Here is a 17,275-nt window from a genome sequence, read left to right as displayed (position 1 = left end):
ACTGATGGAGGGAAAGCTGCAGTGCGTGTTCATGTTGACAGGCGTTTTGGACGTCTGGGAGAGCCTGGTGATACAGGTACTGCGAGGGCCTCCCTTGCCTGGTGGATGGCGCAGGCATGGCCGCATGACATCCGAGTCCGCCGCAGCTTCTATCTGGCGAGCGCTCAGCGGTGGGGGACAGGCGCCCGGGCAGGTGGCCGGCGAAGGGGGAGGGGCTCGTAGGGTGGCCCCATGACGGAACTGCCCGCCCGGCGTCTGCTGCTGGTGCACGCGCACCCGGACGACGAGTCGATCAACAACGGCGCGACCATGGCCCGCTACGCGGCCGAGGGTGCCCGGGTGACCCTGGTCACCTGCACGCTCGGCGAGCGGGGCGAGGTCATCCCGCCCGGCCTCGCGCACCTGACCGGCGCCGCTCTGGGCGAGCACCGGGCGGGTGAGCTCACGGCGGCGATGCGTGAACTCGGCGTCGACGACTTCCGCCGGCTCGGCGGTGACGGGCGCTACCAGGACTCCGGGATGATGGGCATCGCCGACAACGACGACCCCGCCTGCTTCTGGCAGGCCGACGTCGACGAGGCGGCCGGGCATCTCGTGGAGGTGATCCGCGAGGTCCGTCCGCAGGTCCTCGTCACGTACGACGACAACGGCGGCTACGGCCACCCCGACCACATCCAGGCGCACCGGGTGGCCATGCGGGCCGTCGAGCTGGCCGCGGAGTCGGGACACGAGATCGCCAAGGTCTACTGGAACCGGGTGCCCCGCTCCGTCGCCGAGGACGCGTTCGCACGGCTGGAGCGGGAGCTGCTCGGCCTCCCCTTCGCCAAGTCGGCCGTCATCGACGACGTACCGGGTGTGGTGGACGACGAGCGGATCACCACCGAGATCGAGGGCGCCGGATACGTCGCCGCGAAGACCGCCGCGATGCGCGCGCACGCCACGCAGGTCACCGTGGCGGAACCGTACTTCGTCCTCTCCAACGAACTCGCCCAGCCCGTCTTCAGCACCGAGTACTACGAGTTGGTGCGCGGGAAACGGGCGGGCGCGAAAGAGACGGACCTGTTCGCGGGGATCGGGCCGGACGACGTCGAGGAGGCGTCATGAGCGACCGTACGACGTCCATGCTGGCCCAGCCGCTGCACCGGCCGTCTCTCGGACGAGCCGCCGCCTACCTGGGGCTCTTCGTGCTCGGTGCGATCGTCGGGGTGGCCGGGGCGCTGGTGCAGTCCGGTCTGTTCCCGGGCGGTCTGCTGCTCGCGCTCGCCGGTGAGGCGGGCCTCTGTGTCGGCGGGGCGCGCGCCGCCGGGAGCCGGGGCGGGGCCGTCGCGCCGGCCGGTGGCTGGATGATCGCGGTCATCCTGCTCACCGCCAGCCGCCCGGAAGGCGACTTCGTCTTCGCCGCGGGAAGCGGCTCCTATCTCTTCCTGCTCGGCGGTATGGCGGTGGCTGTGATCTGCGCCACCCTTGCTCCGGGGCGGCAACCGGACGGCGACGCCGTCCGACTTGGCAAGTGACGTACCACTTCGCCGTACGAAGTCCGCGGGAGTCCGTGGGAGTCCCGTGATGGTTTCCCCAGCGGTCGTGGGATACGCGCCAGACGTGGCCAGTATGGTGGTGCGCGCCGCCGAGTCGCCCGAGAGAGGTCGTAACGCGGGCGGCGGAGCCAACCGGGAGAACCTGCCTTGAGTCGTGAAACTGACAGTCCGTCCTCCGGGCCCAACGGGCGCGGCGGAGCCGCATACCCTTCGGGAACCCCGCCGTACGGCACGCCCGTGGCTTCCGACGGCGGTCCGGACGCAGGTCGTTCGGCCGCGCGGCCGGAGGAACGCAAGACCGAGACCACGCTGACGACCCGGATCCGGATCAACATCCCCGGATCGCGGCCCATTCCGCCGGTCGTCATGCGCAAGCCCGTCGCCGGGGCCGAGGTCTCCGACGACCGGAGGGACACCGAGACGCCGTCGGCGCCCGGGGCCACCATGTCCACCGGCATCGCCGAGCCGTCCGCCGAGCCCGCGCCGGCCGGCGAGGAGAAGACCAGCGACTGGTTCGCGCCCATCCGCAAGTCCGGGCCCGCCAAGGGCGGTCAGGGCGGTGGCTCCTCCAACGGGGCCGGTCTGCCCGTCGGTTCGGGCGGCCCGAACGCGTCCGGCGGTCCGGCGGCCGGGTCCGCGGGTCCGGGCGCGTCCGGTGGCGCCGGTCCGTCCGGTGGCACGCGGTCCGGTGGGGCCCGGCCCGGAGGCGTGGTCGGTTCCATGAGCGTGCCGGGCGCCCCCCGTCCCGGCGGTACGAACGGTGCCGGGCTGAGCGGTGCGACCGGCGGCCTGGTGGCTCCCGGCCACGGCGGCGGCACCGGTTCCTTCGACGTCACCGAGGCGCTCGCCGCGGGCCCGCTGGGCAACGGCTCCCGCCCCGACGAGTCACGCCGCGACGAGCTGCCGTTCTTCTCGGACAACGGCGGGCAGAACGGCAATCAGAACGGGAACCCGAACGGCGGTCAGAGCGGCCGGGGTGCCCAGGCGGGCCCCCAGGAGGGCCAGCACGGTCAGAGCGCCCTCAGCGCCTACGACCAGGACCTGAGCGGCTTCGGCGGTCAAGACGGCCCGGGCGGCCCGGACAGCCAGAACGGCCAGGGTGCCTACGGCGGTCCCGGCGGTCCCGGCGGTCCCGGCGGCTTCAACGGACCGAACGGTCACGGCGGGCCGGGCGGTCCGCAGGGCCGGGGCCCCGCGGGTCCGACCGGCGGCCCGGTCACCGGTGACGGACCGATGGTGCCGCCCGCAGGCCCGGGAACGGACAGCTTCGGAGCGTCCCGTGACTTCAACGCCCCGGACGGCTTCAAGGCGGGCGACACCCTTGGCGGGGGCAACGGCTTCCCCGGGCCCGGTGGACCGGGTGGCCCGGGAAGCCCGTCCGGTCCCGCCGGTTCTGACGGGCTCCGTGGTCCCGGCGGTCCCGGCGGACCTGGCGCCCCCGGTGGGGTCCGCGCCCCAGGCCGTCCCGGAGGCCCGGGCCGTCCCGGTGCCCCCTCCGGCCCCGGCGGCCCAGGCGCCCCCGCAGGTCTCGGCGGTCCGACCGGCCCCGGTGGTCCCGGCGGCCCGGGCACGCCCCTCGGTGCCGGACCCCTCGCCGGTCGTGGACCCGGCGCGGGCCCTGCCCAGGGATCCGGCGGCCTGAGTGACGACACCGCGATCCTCACCCCGCAGAAGCCGGCCCCCGAACCGGGCGGCCCCCACTTCGGCGGCGCCTCGGACAACGTCTCCGGGCACACCGTCAGCAGCGGCATCCCCGTGGTGCCGTCCGACCGCAAGGCGACCTTCCCGCCCGGGGCGCACGCCAACGGTCCGGCCGCGCAGACGGCCCCGAAGCCGTCCGACACGGGCACGCAGAACAAGCCCGCCGCCGCGCCCAAGAAGAAGGGTCGCAGCAAGCTGGGGCTCCTGGTCGGCGGTGTGATCGTGCTCGGCGGTGTCGCCTACGGCGCCGGGCTGCTCATGAACCACTCCGACGTGCCCAAGGGCACCACCGTGCTCGGCGTCGACATCGGCGGCGGCACGCGTGACGACGCCGTCGAGAAACTGAACGGCGCCTTCGCCTCGCAGGTGAAGAAGGACCTGAAGCTCTCGGTGGGCGGTAAGACCGTCACGCTGAAGCCGGACCAGGCCGGGCTCCAGTTCGACATGCAGGCCACGGCGAGCAACGCCGCGACGAGCGACTACAACCCCGTCTCGGTGATCGGTTCGCTGTTCGGCAACCACCGGGTCGTCGAGCCGGTCATGCCGGTCGACGAGGAGAAGCTGCACGCCGAACTCCAGGACGCCGCGGGCGATTCCGGCTCGGCGAACGACGGCACCATCGAGTTCAAGAACGGCAAGGCCGTCGCCGTGTACGGCAAGACGGGCCAGGGCATCGACGTCAACCGGTCGACCGCGGCGGTCGAGGAGGCGTACCGCACCCAGGTGGAGACCGGCACGGCCCCCGCGGTGGCGCTCCCGACGACCACCAGGAAGCCGACGGTCTCGAACGCCGAGGTCGACCGGATGATGAAGGAGTTCGCCGAACCGGCGATGTCCGCCCTCGCCACCGTCCAGACCGACGCGGCGCACAGCATCCAGTTCGGCCCCGTGTCACTGCCGAAGATCCTCGGCTTCAAGGCCGTCGACGGCAAGCTCGTGGAGACGTACGACCTCAAGGCGCTCAAGGAGGCGTACGGCACCACCTTCGTCGGCGTGAAGATCGACGGCGCGAGCGGAAAGCGTGACGTCCTGCCGCAGGACGTCGCCTCAGCGCTGGGCAAGGCGCTGCGCGGCAAGACGACGGCGGAGCGCACCGGAGTCATCGACACCAGCCCGAACTGACCCGGCACCGCCGCTTAGTGCACATGTGAAGGCCCGACCCTGCGGGGGCGGGCCTCACGCGTCCCACGGGCCCGAGGTGCCGTACGGCATGACACATGACATCTGTCATGCGGCACTCCGGACGCCCGACACTGCCCGCGCCCGTACCCCCGAAGCCACCATGGCCGTATGACAACGACAGCCTCGGTGGTCGCGTTCGACCAGGTGAGCAAGGCATACGGCGCCGTCCGGGCAGTGGACGGCCTGACCCTGACCCTGAGCCCGGGGGAGACCGTCGCGCTGCTGGGCCCCAACGGCGCCGGCAAGTCGACCACCCTCGACCTGCTGCTCGGCCTCAAGCACGCCGACAGCGGCAGCGTCCGGCTCTTCGGCAGCACCCCGCGGGAGGCGATCGTCGCCGGACACGTGGGCGCCATGCTGCAGAGCGGCGGGCTGATGGACGAGGTCACGGTCGCGGAACTGGTGCGGCTGGCCTGCGCCCTGCACCCCAGGCCGTACCCGGTCGGTGATGTGCTCGCACGCGCGGGCGTCGCGCAGATCGCCGACCGCAAGGTCGACAAGCTCTCCGGCGGCCAGGCCCAGCGCGTCCGCTTCGCCCTCGCGACCGCGGGCGACAGCGACCTGATCGTCCTGGACGAGCCGACCACCGGCATGGACGTCACCACCCGCCAGGCCTTCTGGGCGACCATGCGCGAACAGGCCGACCAGGGGCGTACGGTCCTGTTCGCCACCCACTACCTCGAAGAGGCCGACGCCATCGCCGACCGGGTGCTCGTCCTGCACCGGGGCCGCCTGCTGGCCGACGGCACGGCCGCCGAGATCAAGGCGAAGGCGGGCGCCCGCCGGATCTCCTTCGACCTGGACGGCGACCTGGACGGCGACCTTGACGTGGCCTCGCTGCGGGAGCTGCCCTTCCTCACCGCCCTCGACACGAGCGGGCGCACCGTCCGCATCCAGTCCTCCGACGCCGACGCGACCGTCCACGCCCTCTACGGCCTCGGCCTCTACCCCCGCAACCTCGAAGTCGCCGGCCTCGGCCTGGAGCAGGCCTTCGTCGCCATCACCGCCGCCGAGGAGGCGAAGTCGAAGTGAACAGCCTCATCAAGCTGGAACTCACCCGCGCCCTGCGCAACCGCAAGTTCCTGTTCTTCTCCGTGATCTACCCGTCGGTCCTGTTCCTGATCATCGCGGGCAACGCGGACGGCACCACGAAGGTCGACGGCACCGGCCTGACCGTCCCGACGTACATGATGGTCTCGATGGCCTCCTTCGGCGCCCTGACCGCCGTCCTGATGGGCAACAGCGAACGCATCGCCAAGGAACGGGAGGCCGGCTGGGTACGGCAGCTGCGGCTGACCACGCTGCCGGGCCGGGGCTACGTCCTCGCGAAGACCGCGAGCGCCGCGGTCGTCAGCCTCCCGTCCATCGTGATCGTCTTCGCTGTCGCCGCACTCGCGAAGGACGTACGGCTGGACGCCTGGCAGTGGCTCGCGCTGACCGGCGCCATCTGGGCCGGCAGCCTGGTCTTCGCCGCGCTCGGCGTCGCCATCGGCTACCTCGCCAGCGGGGACGCGGTCCGCCCGATCACCATGCTGACGTACTTCGGCCTGTCGATGCTGGGCGGGCTGTGGATGCCGACGACGACCTTCCCGGACTGGCTGCAGGACATCGCCAAGTGGCTGCCCACCCACGCGTACGCTGCTCTGGGGCAGGCAATCGAACAGAGTCGCGCCCCGCACGTCCAGGACATCGCCATCCTCGTCGTCTCCTTCGTCCTGTTCGCGGGCGGCGCGGCCTGGCTGTACCGGAAGGACACGTTGAAGGCGTGAGCGTCATGAGGCAGGGCCGCGCGGCCGACGAGTTGCCGCTGATGCCGCTGGGGCAGTCCCCCCGCAACCGGCGTGAACTGCGGCCGAAGGTGCTGTGGATCGGTGTCTGGCTGGTCTTCCTCAGCCCCATCGTGCACGACCTGGCCTCCGGCCACCACACCGCCGGCGGCACGCTGGCCGGCTCGCTGGGCCTGGTGGTCTTCGTCGGGATCTATCTGACCCTGGTGTTCCGGAACATGAGCAGGTCGGCGTTGCCCGCCCGGCTCGTCGGGGCCCTGATCGCCCTCCTCGGCGCGCTCGCGATCCTGCTGAGCGTCACCCTCGGCCCGCACTGGCTCGGCCTGTTCGTGTACGTCTCCGTCGCCTGCGGCGCCACGCTCCCGCTGCGGGCGGCGTACTGGACGATCCCGCTGACCGCCGGCGCGATGACCCTCGTCGGCCTGTACGTCGGAGAGGACGACGCGCTCAACCTGGTCATCACGCTCCTGCTCATCGGGTTCGCGATGACCGGCGTACGCCAACTCGTGCGGACCACCGTCGAGTTGCGTCAGGCCCGCGCCACGGTTGCCCAACTGGCCGCGAACGAGGAGCGGTTGCGTCTGGCCCGGGACCTGCACGACCTGCTCGGCCACTCGCTGTCCCTGATCACCCTCAAGAGCGAGCTCGCGGGCCGGATGCTGCCCGCGCATCCCGACAAGGCCGCCCAGCAGGTCGCCGACATCGAACAGGTCAGCCGCCAGGCCCTGGTCGACGTCCGCGAGGCCGTTTCCGGCTACCGGCGCCCGCGCCTGGCCGACGAACTCGCGGGTGCCCGGGTCGCGTTGACGGCGGCCGGCATCACCGTCGAGGTCCCCGCCGAACCAGGCCTGGAGGGCGTCGGCGAGGACAGCGAGTCGGCCCTCGCCTGGGCCCTGCGCGAGGCGGTGACCAACGTCGTACGGCACAGCGGGGCCGGTCGCTGCACGGTGGATTTGGTGCGCCGCCAGACCCTCGACGGACCGGTCCTCGAACTCTCCGTCGAGGACAACGGCTCCGGCGGCCCGGGCGCCGCCGCCGGCAACGGCCTGACCGGCCTCACCGAGCGTCTGGAGAAAGCGGGCGGCTCCCTCGATGCGGGCGGGACCCGGCACGGCTTCCGCCTGGTCGCCCGCGTGCCGGCCGACTCATCGGGCGACGTAGGATCCGGCGCGTGACCCGCACGATCAAGGTCCTGCTCGCCGAGGACCAGTCGATGGTCCGCGAGGCGCTGGCCGCCCTGCTCGGCCTGGAGGACGACATCGAGGTCGTCGCCCAGGTGGCCCGCGGCGACGAGGTCCTGGCCGCCGCCCGGGAGCACGCCGTGGACGTGGCCCTCCTGGACATCGAGATGCCGGGCGCCACGGGCATCGAGGCCGCCGCCCAACTCCACCGGGAGATACCGGAGTTGAAGCTGGTCGTCCTCACCACCTTCGGCCGCCCCGGCTACCTCCGCAGCGCCATGGAGGCCGGCGCCGACGCCTTCCTCGTCAAGGACGCCCCGGCCGCGCAACTGGCCGAAGCGGTCCGCAAGGTGCTGGCGGGGGAGCGGGTGATCGACCCCACGCTGGCGGCGGCGGCCCTGGCGGAGGGCGCCAACCCGCTGACCGACCGGGAGCGGGAGGTGCTGCGCGCGGCGGCCGACGGCTCCACCAACGCCGAACTGGCCACGACCCTGCACCTGTCCCAGGGCACGGTCCGCAACTACCTCTCCACAGCGATCCAGAAACTGGCGGTACGCAACCGGGCGGAGGCGGTACGGATCGCCAGAGAGAAGGGCTGGCTGTAGACCCAGCCGCGACCCCGAACCGGCTCCCATACGGGGGCGGTCGCCGGTATCCGCGCGAGGGCGGTCACCGGGGCTAGCAGGGTGGCGGTCGCGGGGGGCCGCGCGGCGGCGGTCACCGGGCGTCCGCGTGGCGGCACTGCCCGCGCCCGCGTGAAGGCGGTCGTCAGGGCCCCGCAGGGCGGCGGTCGCGGGGCGCCCCGCTGCGGTGGTCACTGGGCGTCCGTGTGGCAGCAGCAGCCCGCACCCGCGTGAAGGCGGTCATCAAGGGCCCGCACGGCGGCAATCGCGGGGGCCCGCGCGGCGGTGGTCACCGGACGTCCGCGTGGCGGCAGCCGCCCGCGCCCGCGTGAAGGCGGTCGTCAGGGGCCCGCACGGCGGCAGACGCAGGGGTTCGGACGGCGGCGGTCACCGAGGCCCGCGGGGCGGCGGCCACCGGACGTCCGCAAAGCGGCAGTGGCCCGCACCCGCGTGAAGTGGCAATCGGGGCCCGCAGGGCGGCAGCCGCCCGCACCCGCACGGTGGCGGTAGCCGGGGCCCGCAGGCGGCGGTCACCGGCATCCGCCACGGCGGTGGTCACCGGGGCCCGCACGGCGGCAGCCGCCCGCACCCGCGTGAACGCCGTCACCGGGGCCCGCGCGGCGGCGGTCACCGGACTCGCACGGCGGCAGCTGAACCGCACCTCACGACGGCAGCCACCCACACCTCACGACGCCCGCAGCCGCCCACCCTCACGCCGGCACCCGCCCACACCTCGCGCCGGCAGCCCCCCGCACCACCCCAGTCAGTTCAACATCGCCCGCGCCGCATGCGCCTGTTTCCGCACTCCCGCGGCGGCCGGCTCGTCCACCGGGCCCACGACCTCGGCGTATGCCTCCAACTCCGCGGCTCCGGCGAGGAAATCGCCCCGCTGGACCAACAGCTGCGCACGCTCGTACCGCAACCGCGCCGGGTGCGAAGGCAGCAGCAGGGACAGCTCGACGGCCCACAGTGAGACGTCCGACCGCTCCGGCCGGGTCGCGGCCCATGCCCGCACGTTGTTCAGGATCCGCTGGACCACGTCCAACGGCTCCGCGGGGCTCAGCATCGACGGGTCCAAGGAGACCCCTGTCGCCCCCACGACCAGCACCTCCGCGTCGGACCCGGTCAGTACCCGGCCGCCGTCGAAGGGATCGGCCAGCACCTGCTCCTCGGGCGGACCGAACCCGACCACGAAGTGCCCCGGCAACGCCACCCCGTACACCGGCGCCCCGGCCCGCCGCGCCACCTCCATCCACACCACCGACAGCAGGATCGGCAGCCCGCGCCGCCGCAGCAGCACCCGGTGCAGCAACGACGACTCCAGGCGCCGGTAGTCCGCGGCGGCCCCGCGAAACCCGTACCGCTCGCCGAGCAGCTCGCACAGCGCGACCGCCCAGGACCGCGGCCCGCCGGGCCGGAACGGCAGCTGCCCGGCCAGCCGGTCCAGCTCGATCTGCGCGGCGTCCATTCCGGCCTCGTCCAGCGTCCCGTCCGCCTCCGCGCCGACCAGCAGGCACAGCAGGGACAGATCAGGCCGCTCGGAGCGGGCCTCTTCGGCGAACCGCCGCCGCAGCTGAGCGGAGCGTTCGGGCGGTGGCGGAATGGGTGGAGGCATAGCAGGCTCGTGCCCTTTCACGGCGGTCAGTACCGCCCGTTCTCGACACTTCCGGGAGCCCGGTAGTGGTGGTAGGCGTGATGCGCCGAGAACCCCATCCCGGCGTACAGCGCCCGCGCCCCCGCGTTGTCGGCCTCGACCTGGAGCCACGCGGCCGAGGCGCCCTCGTCGAGCGCCCGCCGGGCGAGCGCGGCCATCACGACGGTCGCCAGCCCCCGCCGCCGCTGCTCCGGAGCCACCTCCACGGCGGCGAAACCGGCCCACCGCCCGTCGACCACACACCGCCCGACGGCCGCGGGAGCCTCACCCGGCGACGAGCCGGGGACCGTGGCGAACCACACCGACGGTCCCCCTCCGCTCTCGGCTTCGCCCGACCGGGGGGACCCCAACCCCAGCACCTTCAAGGCCACCTCGCTCACCCCCTTGCGCTGATAGCGCGCCAGCCACGCCTCGTCCACCTCCCGGGACAGCGCCACCGTCGAGGCATCCGCCCGGTCGGCGACCGGCGCCAGCGCCCCGGTCCACAGCTCGGCGGTCACCTCCCGCGTCCAGCCACGCCGCTCCAGCTCCGCGCACAGCGTCTCCTGCGTGCCCTCGGCCCCGGTCGCGGTCTGCACGTAGGCGGGCAGCCCACGGTCCCCGTACCAGCGTCGTACGGCGGTCAGGGCCATGTCGAGAGGGAGACCGGGGTCGCCGAGCGGCAGCACCGAGTTCGCCCTGCGGGTGAACCCGGAGGCAGCCCGTAGCTCCCAGTCGCCCAGCCGCTCGCTCTCCACCGGCCGCCAGGCCCGCGCGGCGACGCGCGCCAGCTCCTCGTAGGACGCGGCGGGACCGCGCCGCCGGGCCGGGGCGGGCGGTACGACCTTGCCTGCCACCAGCGCGGATTCCGGAATACGGACACTTTGGCCGTCCCGGCGCGTGATCCGTAGCACACCCTCGTCCCATGATGTGAGAACGCCCACCGTGTCGGTGAACTTCTCATCCCCGGCTCCGGGATCGCCGAGCCGCCGGACGGACACCCGTTTGCCCACGTCAGCTGCGGAGATACGGACCACGAGGCGTCCTGTCGCAGAGATTTCCACAGGTCAGTTCACCCCTCCTGTTCGGATCATGCCCAAGAACGGAGATACTAGGGGCGGGCATCGACGACGCCGCGCTCCCGCGCGCCAGGTGGCGGAGCCTGAAGACGGCTCGCCAGCGCCCTATCGAGGAGGAACGACAGCGTGACCTACGTCATCGCGCAGCCTTGTGTCGACGTCAAGGACAAGGCGTGCATTGAGGAGTGCCCGGTCGACTGCATCTACGAGGGCCAGCGGTCCTTGTACATCCACCCGGACGAATGCGTCGACTGTGGTGCCTGTGAGCCGGTCTGCCCGGTCGAGGCGATCTTCTACGAAGACGACACTCCCGAGGAGTGGAAGGACTACTACAAGGCGAACGTCGAGTTCTTCGACGAGCTCGGCTCCCCGGGCGGTGCCAGCAAGCTGGGGCTGATCGAGCGCGACCACCCCTTCGTCGCCGCGCTCCCGCCGCAGAACCAGTAAGAGCGGCCCGCAAAGCGTGCCGCCTCGGTCCCGTACGGCCAGATCACCCTTGATCGCCGTACGGGGCCGAGGCGTTTGCCGTAGAAGAAAGTGAGCCAGACCCGTGTCCGCAGTCTCCGACCTTCTTCCCACCTTCCCCTGGGACAAGCTGGAGCCGTACAAGAAGACCGCCGCCGCGCACCCGGACGGCATCGTCGACCTGTCTGTCGGCACCCCGGTCGACCCGGTCCCCGAGCTGATCCAGAAGGCGCTCATCGACGCGGCGGACTCCCCGGGCTATCCGACGGTGTGGGGCACCCCCGCGCTGCGTGACGCGATCACCGGCTGGCTGGAGCGCCGACTGGGCGCCCGTGAGGTCACCCACCAGCACGTCCTGCCGATCGTCGGCTCCAAGGAACTCGTGGCCTGGCTCCCCACCCAGCTGGGCCTCGGCCCCGGCGACAGGGTGGCCTACCCGCGCCTGGCCTACCCGACCTACGAGGTCGGCGCCCGCCTCGCCCGCGCCGACCACGAGGTCTACGACGACCCGACCGAGCTGGACCCGGCGAACCTCAGGCTCCTGTGGCTCAACTCGCCGTCCAACCCGACGGGCAGGGTGCTGTCGAAGGACGAGCTGACCCGGATCGTCGCCTGGGCCCGCGAGCACGGCGTCCTGCTGTTCTCCGACGAGTGCTACCTGGAGCTCGGCTGGGAGGCCGACCCGGTCTCGGTGCTCCACCCGGACGTGAACGGCGGCTCGTACGAGGGCATCGTCGCGGTCCACTCGCTCTCCAAGCGCTCGAACCTGGCGGGCTACCGCGCGGCCTTCCTGGCCGGTGACCCCGCCGTCCTCGCCCCGCTGCTGCAGATCCGCAAGCACGGCGGCCTGATGACGTCGGCCCCGACCCAGGCGGCCGTGGTGGCGGCCCTCGGCGACGACGCCCACGTCCGAGAGCAGCGTGAACGCTACGAGGCTCGCCGCGGCGCCCTGCGCGAGGCCCTGCTGGCCCACGGCTTCCGCATCGAGCACAGCGAGGCCAGCCTCTACCTGTGGGCGACGAGGGACGAGTCCTGCTGGGCCACCGTCGGCCACCTGGCCGAGCTGGGCATCCTGGTGGCCCCGGGCGACTTCTACGGCGAGGCGGGCGAGCAGTTCGTCCGGGTGGCCCTGACGGCGACCGACGAGCGGGTGCGGGCGGCCGTGGAGCGGCTGACGTAGGCACGGCGACGCAGTCGGCACCGGCGCGCGCGGAGGCGGCGCAGGCACACGCGGGTCGACTCCGGCAGACGGAAACGGCGGGGCCCAGGGAGAGAAACCCGGGCCCCGCCGCCGTAGCGCCGGACGTCCAGCCGATGTGCGCTGGTGTCAGCCGATGCAAGCCGGTGTCAGCTGATGTCAGCTGACATCAGCCAAGGGGAAGACCCTTCGCCGGCAGCTGGTCGGCCGCCGGGAGCCCGCCCTTGGTCAGCGAGTCCGTCGGCAGGCCGCCCTTGGTCGCGGTCTTCGTCGTGTCACCGGCGACGTCCTTGGCGGAGCCCGCCGCGTCGGCGGCCACCTTCTGGGCCGCGGGCGCCACCTTCTTCACGGCCTTGCCACCGGTCTTGCCGACCGCCGGCACCGCCTTCTTGACCGCCTTGCTGCCGGTGTCACCAGCGGTACCGGTCAGGTTGTGCGCCGCGCCGTCGACGCTGTTGCCGACGTTGGCCCCGTCCAGGGCGGTCAGCCCGCCGAGGTTCGGGGCGGCAGGCAGCTCGGGGGCCGCGCTGGCGGAGCCGGCCGCACCGACCCCGGCCGCGGCTCCCGCAGCGACGAGCAGCGCGGCACGGGCGATCCGTCGGGTCAGGGGGAGGGACATGTTGCTCCTTCGACGAGGAAACGATCTCGGACGCAGTGACTACCGCTCGAAGCCCGCGAAGGTTGCGGCGACCCAACGTAAAGAGTTGGTAATACGTCGCATTATCATCTGCGGATAAAAACGGGCAAATGGCACCCGATCTGACAGTCTGCTGAATCCTTACGGCCCTTTGCCCCCAAGGGCTTCGACCGACCGGGGAGTGACCAGCCGAAAACCTGCGCACACCGAACCCCGAACCGGGCCGACGTGACCCGTCCGAGTGAGCCCCCGTACTACTGCGCAGTCACGATCCGCACCGTGCGGGTGTCCTGCGCCGTCCCGGCGCCGCCCGCACGCCACTGGCTGTTCGTGTTCCCGGCGACCCACTGCCGTCCGCCGTACGACACGCGCTCGATGTGCAGCGCGGAGGCGTTGGCGACCGCCCAGTGGGCCAGCTGCCAGCCCCGCTCCCGCAGGCTCCGGCCGGCCCCCGCGGTCGTCTCCTCGGGCACCGACAGCGTCACCGTCCGCCCGTCGCCGCCGCTCCCGGCGCTCGCCGAGGGCGTGGGCCCGGCCGCCCCGCTCACCACGGCACCGGCCGGCTCCAGCGCTTCGCGCCCGAAGTCCCGGGCGAGCGCGGAGCGCACCGCGTCCGGGCCCGCGGCCGAGGTGACGGCCTGACGCCCCTCGCAGGTGAGCGTGGCCGCCGACTGTCCGGTCAGGGCGGCGGCGAGGATCTTGGCGTCCTGCTCGTGCTTCGCGTACGCCGACGGGAAACCGCTGCGCTGCACACGCTGCGCGGCGACGGTCAACGGGAGGTCCAGGTACTTGGGCACCTTGGCCAGGTGGGCGTAGAAGACGTCCGCCGAGTACGTCGGGTCCATGATCTCCTCCGGCTTCCCCCAGCCCTGTGAGGGACGCTGCTGGAACAGGCCGAGCGAATCCCGGTCGCCGTGTTGGATGTTGCGCAGCCCGGACTCCTGCAGCGCGGTCGCCAGCGCGATCGTCACCGCCCGCTCGGGCATCCCGCGCCCGGTACCGACGGCGGTGATCGTCGCCGCGTTGACCGCCTGCTCAGGGGTGAACTCGTACGTCGCCCCGTCGCCGTCGCCCGAGACGACCTTGCACCCGGGCGCGCCCCCGCCCCCGGTGACGTACTGCACCACGAGGTAACCGGCGACGGCGCACAGGACGACGAAGGCCGCCAGGAAACGGGGCAGGCGGCCGCGACGCTTGGGAGTAGGGGACAGCTCTGGCATCCGCACAAGATACTGGAGCGTAGTGTGGCGGGAGTGCCGGATGTGGACACTTGCTCGAAGGCCCCGGGCGTTAGGGTCGACAACATGGCCGACACCCCACTTGACCTCACGCTGGACGCCGCGCGGCTCACCGCGCAGCTCGTCGACTTCCCCTCCGAGAGCGGCACCGAGAAGCCGCTCGCGGACGCGATCGAGACCGCTCTGCGCGCTCTGCCGCATCTGACCGTCGACCGGTACGGCAACAACGTCGTCGCCCGCACCGACCTGGGCCGATCGGAACGCGTCATCCTCGCCGGCCACATCGACACGGTCCCCATCGCGGCCAATGTCCCCTCCCGGCTGGACGACGAGGGGTACCTGTGGGGCTGCGGCACCAGCGACATGAAGTCGGGGGTGGCGGTGCAATTGCGCATCGCGGCGACGGTCCCGGAGCCCAACCGGGACCTGACCTTCGTGTTCTACGACAACGAGGAGGTCGCAGCCCATCTGAACGGCCTCGGGCATGTGGCCGAGGCACACCCGCAGTGGCTGGAGGGCGACTTCGCGGTCCTGCTGGAGCCGACGGACGGCCAGGTGGAGGGCGGCTGCCAGGGAACTCTCAGGGTGTTTCTGAAGTTCACCGGAGAGCGGGCGCACTCCGCGCGCGCCTGGATGGGATCCAACGCGATCCACGCGGCCGCCCCGGCCCTCGCCAAGCTCGCCGCCTACGAGCCGCGCAAGCCGGTCGTGGACGGCCTGCAGTTCCACGAGGGCCTCAACGCCGTACGGATCGAGGGCGGCGTCGCCACCAACGTCATCCCCGACGCCTGCACGATCGTCGTCAACTTCCGCTACGCGCCCGACCGCAGCGAGCAGGAGGCGGAGGCCTTCGTACGCGAGTACTTCGCGGACTGCGGTGTGGACGAGTTCGTCATCGACGACCACGCCGGCGGCGCCCGCCCCGGCCTGACCCATCCGGCCGCGCAGGCCTTCATGGAGGCGGTCGGCGGCGTGGCCCGCCCCAAGTTCGGCTGGACGGACGTGGCCCGCTTCAGCTCGCTCGGGGTCCCCGCGGTGAACTACAGCCCGGGTGACCCGCTCCTCGCCCACAAGGTCGACGAGCGGGTGAAGGTGTCGCTGATCCCACAGACCGAGGAGCGTCTGAGGTCCTGGCTGACGTCCTGACGGCACGCTGTGCCGGGTGGCGCTTCGTGGCGGACATGCGCAGGTCCCCCCTCCGTAACCCGCGTGGATCTACGCTGAGGTGGAAAAACCTGCAAGCGGAGGGAGCGCACATGGCTACTGGCAACCCCGAGGGCAAGAAGCGGCCACCGGAGGAGCAGCGCCTCGGACCGGTCCTCCGCAGGCGCGAACAGGTCCAGGCGAGCACCACCGACCAGCGGCTGCTGGACGCGGGCGGCCCCTCGGACTGGGTCCACACCGACCCTTGGCGGGTACTGCGCATCCAGTCGGAGTTCATCGAGGGCTTCGGCACACTCGCCGAACTCCCGCCCGCGATCAGCGTGTTCGGCTCGGCCCGGACGCCCGTGGACTCGCCGGAGTACGACGCGGGCGTGCGGCTCGGCCGGGGCCTGGTGGAGGCCGGGTTCGCGGTCATCACGGGCGGCGGACCCGGCGCCATGGAGGCCGCCAACAAGGGCGCCCTGGAGGCGAAGGGCATCTCCGTCGGGCTGGGCATCGAGCTGCCCTTCGAGCAGGGACTGAACCCCTACGTCGACATCGGTCTCAACTTCCGCTACTTCTTCGTGCGCAAGATGATGTTCGTGAAGTACGCGCAGGGCTTCGTGGTCCTGCCGGGCGGCCTCGGCACGCTGGACGAACTCTTCGAGGCCCTGACCCTGGTCCAGACCCAGAAGGTCACCCGCTTCCCGATCGTCCTGTTCGGCACGGAGTACTGGGGCGGCCTGGTGGACTGGCTGACCAACACCCTGATCGCCCAGGGCAAGGCGTCCGAGAAGGACCTGATGCTGTTCCACCTGACGGACGACGTGGACGAGGCGGTGGCGCTGGTGTCCAAGGAGGCGGGCCGCTAACCCTGTGATCGTCCGGTGGGTCGGGAGGGGATTCTCGACCCACCGCGGCGAAGGGGCCCGACCGCTGCCCTACGCCAGTCCCCGCCGGGCCACCGCCGGATCGCGGTGGCCCGCGATCGACGCCACCATGTCCAGCACCTGCCGTGTCTCGGCCACCTCGTGCACCCGGTACACCTGCGCCCCGAGCCACGCCGAGACCGCCGTCGTGGCCAGCGTCCCGACCACGCGCTCCTTCACCGGCCGGTCCAGGGTCTCGCCCACGAAGTCCTTGTTGGACAACGACACCAGCACCGGCCACCCGGTGGCGACCATCTCGCCGAGCCGCCGCGTAGCCTCCAGGCTGTGCCGCGTGTTCTTCCCGAAGTCGTGCCCGGGATCGATCAGCACGGACTCCCGGGGCACCCCCAGGGACACGGCCCGTTCGGCGAGCCCCAGGGTCACCCCCAGGATGTCGGCCATGACGTCGTCGTACGCCACCCGGTGCGGTCGCGTCCGAGGCTGAGCACCGCCCGCGTGGGTGCACACCAGCCCCACGCCGTACCGGGCCGCGACCTCAGCCAGCCCGGGGTCCACGCCGCCCCACGCGTCGTTCAGCAGATCCGCCCCGGCCTCGCAGACCGCCTCGCCGACCTCGGCCCGCCAGGTGTCCACGCTGATCACGACGTCCGGGAAGCGCCTGCGCACCTCGGCCACGAAACCGACGGTCCGCCGCGCCTCCTCCTCGGCGGTCACCTCCTCGCCCGGCCCGGCCTTCACTCCGCCGATGTCGACGACGGCAGCGCCCTGAGCCACCGCCTGCTCCACGCGCGCGAGGGCGGGTTCGTCGCGGAAGGTGGCCCCCTGGTCGTAGAAGGAGTCCGGGGTCCGGTTCACGATCGCCATGATCACCGGTTCGTGCGGCTCGAATTCCCGCCTGCCCAGCCTGAGCATCCCCTGTGACCTCTCCTAGTTCGTACGGGCAACCGACCGCCTGCGACCCTAACTGTCAGACTCGCATGGCA

General features: G+C 72.3%; 16 protein-coding genes. 11 read left to right on the top strand and 5 right to left on the bottom strand.

Going from position 1 to position 17,275, the window contains the following annotated elements:
- Window positions 1–231 precede the first annotated feature (231 nt).
- The 7 genes from mshB (at window position 232) to ABZ027_RS16800 (ending at window position 7,991) form a co-directional block, all read left to right on the top strand.
- The gene (gene mshB, locus ABZ027_RS16830) at window positions 232–1,104 is read left to right on the top strand and encodes an N-acetyl-1-D-myo-inositol-2-amino-2-deoxy-alpha-D-glucopyranoside deacetylase (protein WP_356768850.1); all 873 of its coding nucleotides are present in this window, start codon (window positions 232–234) and stop codon (window positions 1,102–1,104) included.
- Window positions 1,101–1,514: a DUF6113 family protein gene (locus ABZ027_RS16825; RefSeq protein ID WP_356768848.1), complete on the top strand. Its 414-nt coding sequence runs from the start codon at window positions 1,101–1,103 to the stop codon at window positions 1,512–1,514. Before mshB ends, ABZ027_RS16825 begins: the two co-directional genes overlap by 4 nt.
- Before the next feature lie 258 nt (window positions 1,515–1,772).
- Window positions 1,773–4,358, top strand: a complete 2,586-nt coding sequence (locus ABZ027_RS16820; protein WP_356768846.1) for a hypothetical protein — start codon at window positions 1,773–1,775, stop codon at window positions 4,356–4,358.
- A 168-nt stretch (window positions 4,359–4,526) separates the two neighbouring features.
- Window positions 4,527–5,450: an ABC transporter ATP-binding protein gene (locus ABZ027_RS16815; protein WP_356768844.1), complete on the top strand. Its 924-nt coding sequence runs from the start codon at window positions 4,527–4,529 to the stop codon at window positions 5,448–5,450.
- Entirely contained in the window at window positions 5,447–6,187 is a 741-nt protein-coding gene (locus tag ABZ027_RS16810; RefSeq protein WP_356768842.1) for an ABC transporter permease, read from the top strand. Before ABZ027_RS16815 ends, ABZ027_RS16810 begins: the two co-directional genes overlap by 4 nt.
- Before the next feature lie 5 nt (window positions 6,188–6,192).
- On the top strand, window positions 6,193–7,380 hold the full coding sequence (locus ABZ027_RS16805; protein ID WP_356769073.1) for a histidine kinase: 1,188 nt from the start codon (window positions 6,193–6,195) through the stop codon (window positions 7,378–7,380).
- A complete protein-coding gene (locus tag ABZ027_RS16800) occupies window positions 7,377–7,991 on the top strand; it encodes a response regulator transcription factor (RefSeq protein WP_356768840.1) in 615 nt (204 codons plus the stop codon). Before ABZ027_RS16805 ends, ABZ027_RS16800 begins: the two co-directional genes overlap by 4 nt.
- Window positions 7,992–8,772: 781 nt before the next feature.
- Here the strand turns inward: ABZ027_RS16800 and ABZ027_RS16795 are convergent.
- Both ABZ027_RS16795 and ABZ027_RS16790 read right to left on the bottom strand, forming a co-directional pair.
- Window positions 8,773–9,624, bottom strand: coding sequence for a transglutaminase-like domain-containing protein (locus ABZ027_RS16795; protein ID WP_356768838.1), 852 nt, complete (start codon window positions 9,622–9,624; stop codon window positions 8,773–8,775).
- 26 nt (window positions 9,625–9,650) lie between these two features.
- Window positions 9,651–10,706 (bottom strand): GNAT family N-acetyltransferase, encoded by a 1,056-nt coding sequence (locus tag ABZ027_RS16790; RefSeq protein ID WP_356768836.1) that lies wholly within the window; start codon window positions 10,704–10,706, stop codon window positions 9,651–9,653.
- A gap of 141 nt (window positions 10,707–10,847) precedes the next feature.
- Here ABZ027_RS16790 and fdxA point away from each other — a divergent pair, with 141 nt between their 5' ends.
- Both fdxA and ABZ027_RS16780 read left to right on the top strand, forming a co-directional pair.
- On the top strand, window positions 10,848–11,168 hold the full coding sequence (gene fdxA / locus ABZ027_RS16785; protein ID WP_003973842.1) for a ferredoxin: 321 nt from the start codon (window positions 10,848–10,850) through the stop codon (window positions 11,166–11,168).
- Window positions 11,169–11,271: 103 nt separating this feature from the next.
- Complete coding sequence (locus ABZ027_RS16780) at window positions 11,272–12,366, top strand: bifunctional succinyldiaminopimelate transaminase/glutamate-prephenate aminotransferase (RefSeq protein ID WP_356768834.1); 1,095 nt, start codon at window positions 11,272–11,274, stop codon at window positions 12,364–12,366.
- Window positions 12,367–12,553: 187 nt separating this feature from the next.
- Here ABZ027_RS16780 and ABZ027_RS16775 read toward each other — a convergent pair whose 3' ends face one another.
- Window positions 12,554–13,003 carry an ATP-binding protein gene (locus tag ABZ027_RS16775; protein ID WP_356768832.1) on the bottom strand — a complete coding sequence of 150 codons (450 nt, stop codon included), beginning with the start codon at window positions 13,001–13,003 and terminating at the stop codon, window positions 12,554–12,556.
- Window positions 13,004–13,275: 272 nt separating this feature from the next.
- On the bottom strand, window positions 13,276–14,241 hold the full coding sequence (locus tag ABZ027_RS16770) for a heavy metal transporter (protein ID WP_356768830.1): 966 nt from the start codon (window positions 14,239–14,241) through the stop codon (window positions 13,276–13,278).
- Window positions 14,242–14,325: 84 nt separating this feature from the next.
- On the opposite strand from ABZ027_RS16770, the gene dapE reads away from it, so the two are divergent.
- Together dapE and ABZ027_RS16760 are read left to right on the top strand one after the other, a co-directional pair.
- Window positions 14,326–15,405 (top strand): succinyl-diaminopimelate desuccinylase, encoded by a 1,080-nt coding sequence (gene dapE, locus ABZ027_RS16765; RefSeq protein ID WP_356768828.1) that lies wholly within the window; start codon window positions 14,326–14,328, stop codon window positions 15,403–15,405.
- A 110-nt stretch (window positions 15,406–15,515) separates the two neighbouring features.
- On the top strand, window positions 15,516–16,274 hold the full coding sequence (locus tag ABZ027_RS16760) for a TIGR00730 family Rossman fold protein (protein WP_356768826.1): 759 nt from the start codon (window positions 15,516–15,518) through the stop codon (window positions 16,272–16,274).
- A gap of 69 nt (window positions 16,275–16,343) precedes the next feature.
- On the opposite strand, the gene folP is transcribed toward ABZ027_RS16760, so the two are convergent.
- Window positions 16,344–17,204, bottom strand: a complete 861-nt coding sequence (folP, locus tag ABZ027_RS16755; RefSeq protein ID WP_356768825.1) for a dihydropteroate synthase — start codon at window positions 17,202–17,204, stop codon at window positions 16,344–16,346.
- Window positions 17,205–17,275: the final 71 nt, after the last annotated feature.

Origin of the sequence: Streptomyces sp. NPDC006332, assembly GCF_040612855.1 — a bacterium.
In the GTDB taxonomy this organism is placed as follows: domain Bacteria; phylum Actinomycetota; class Actinomycetes; order Streptomycetales; family Streptomycetaceae; genus Streptomyces.
Note: the sequence above shows the minus strand (reverse complement) of the source record. Positions and strands in the feature narration are given on the sequence as shown.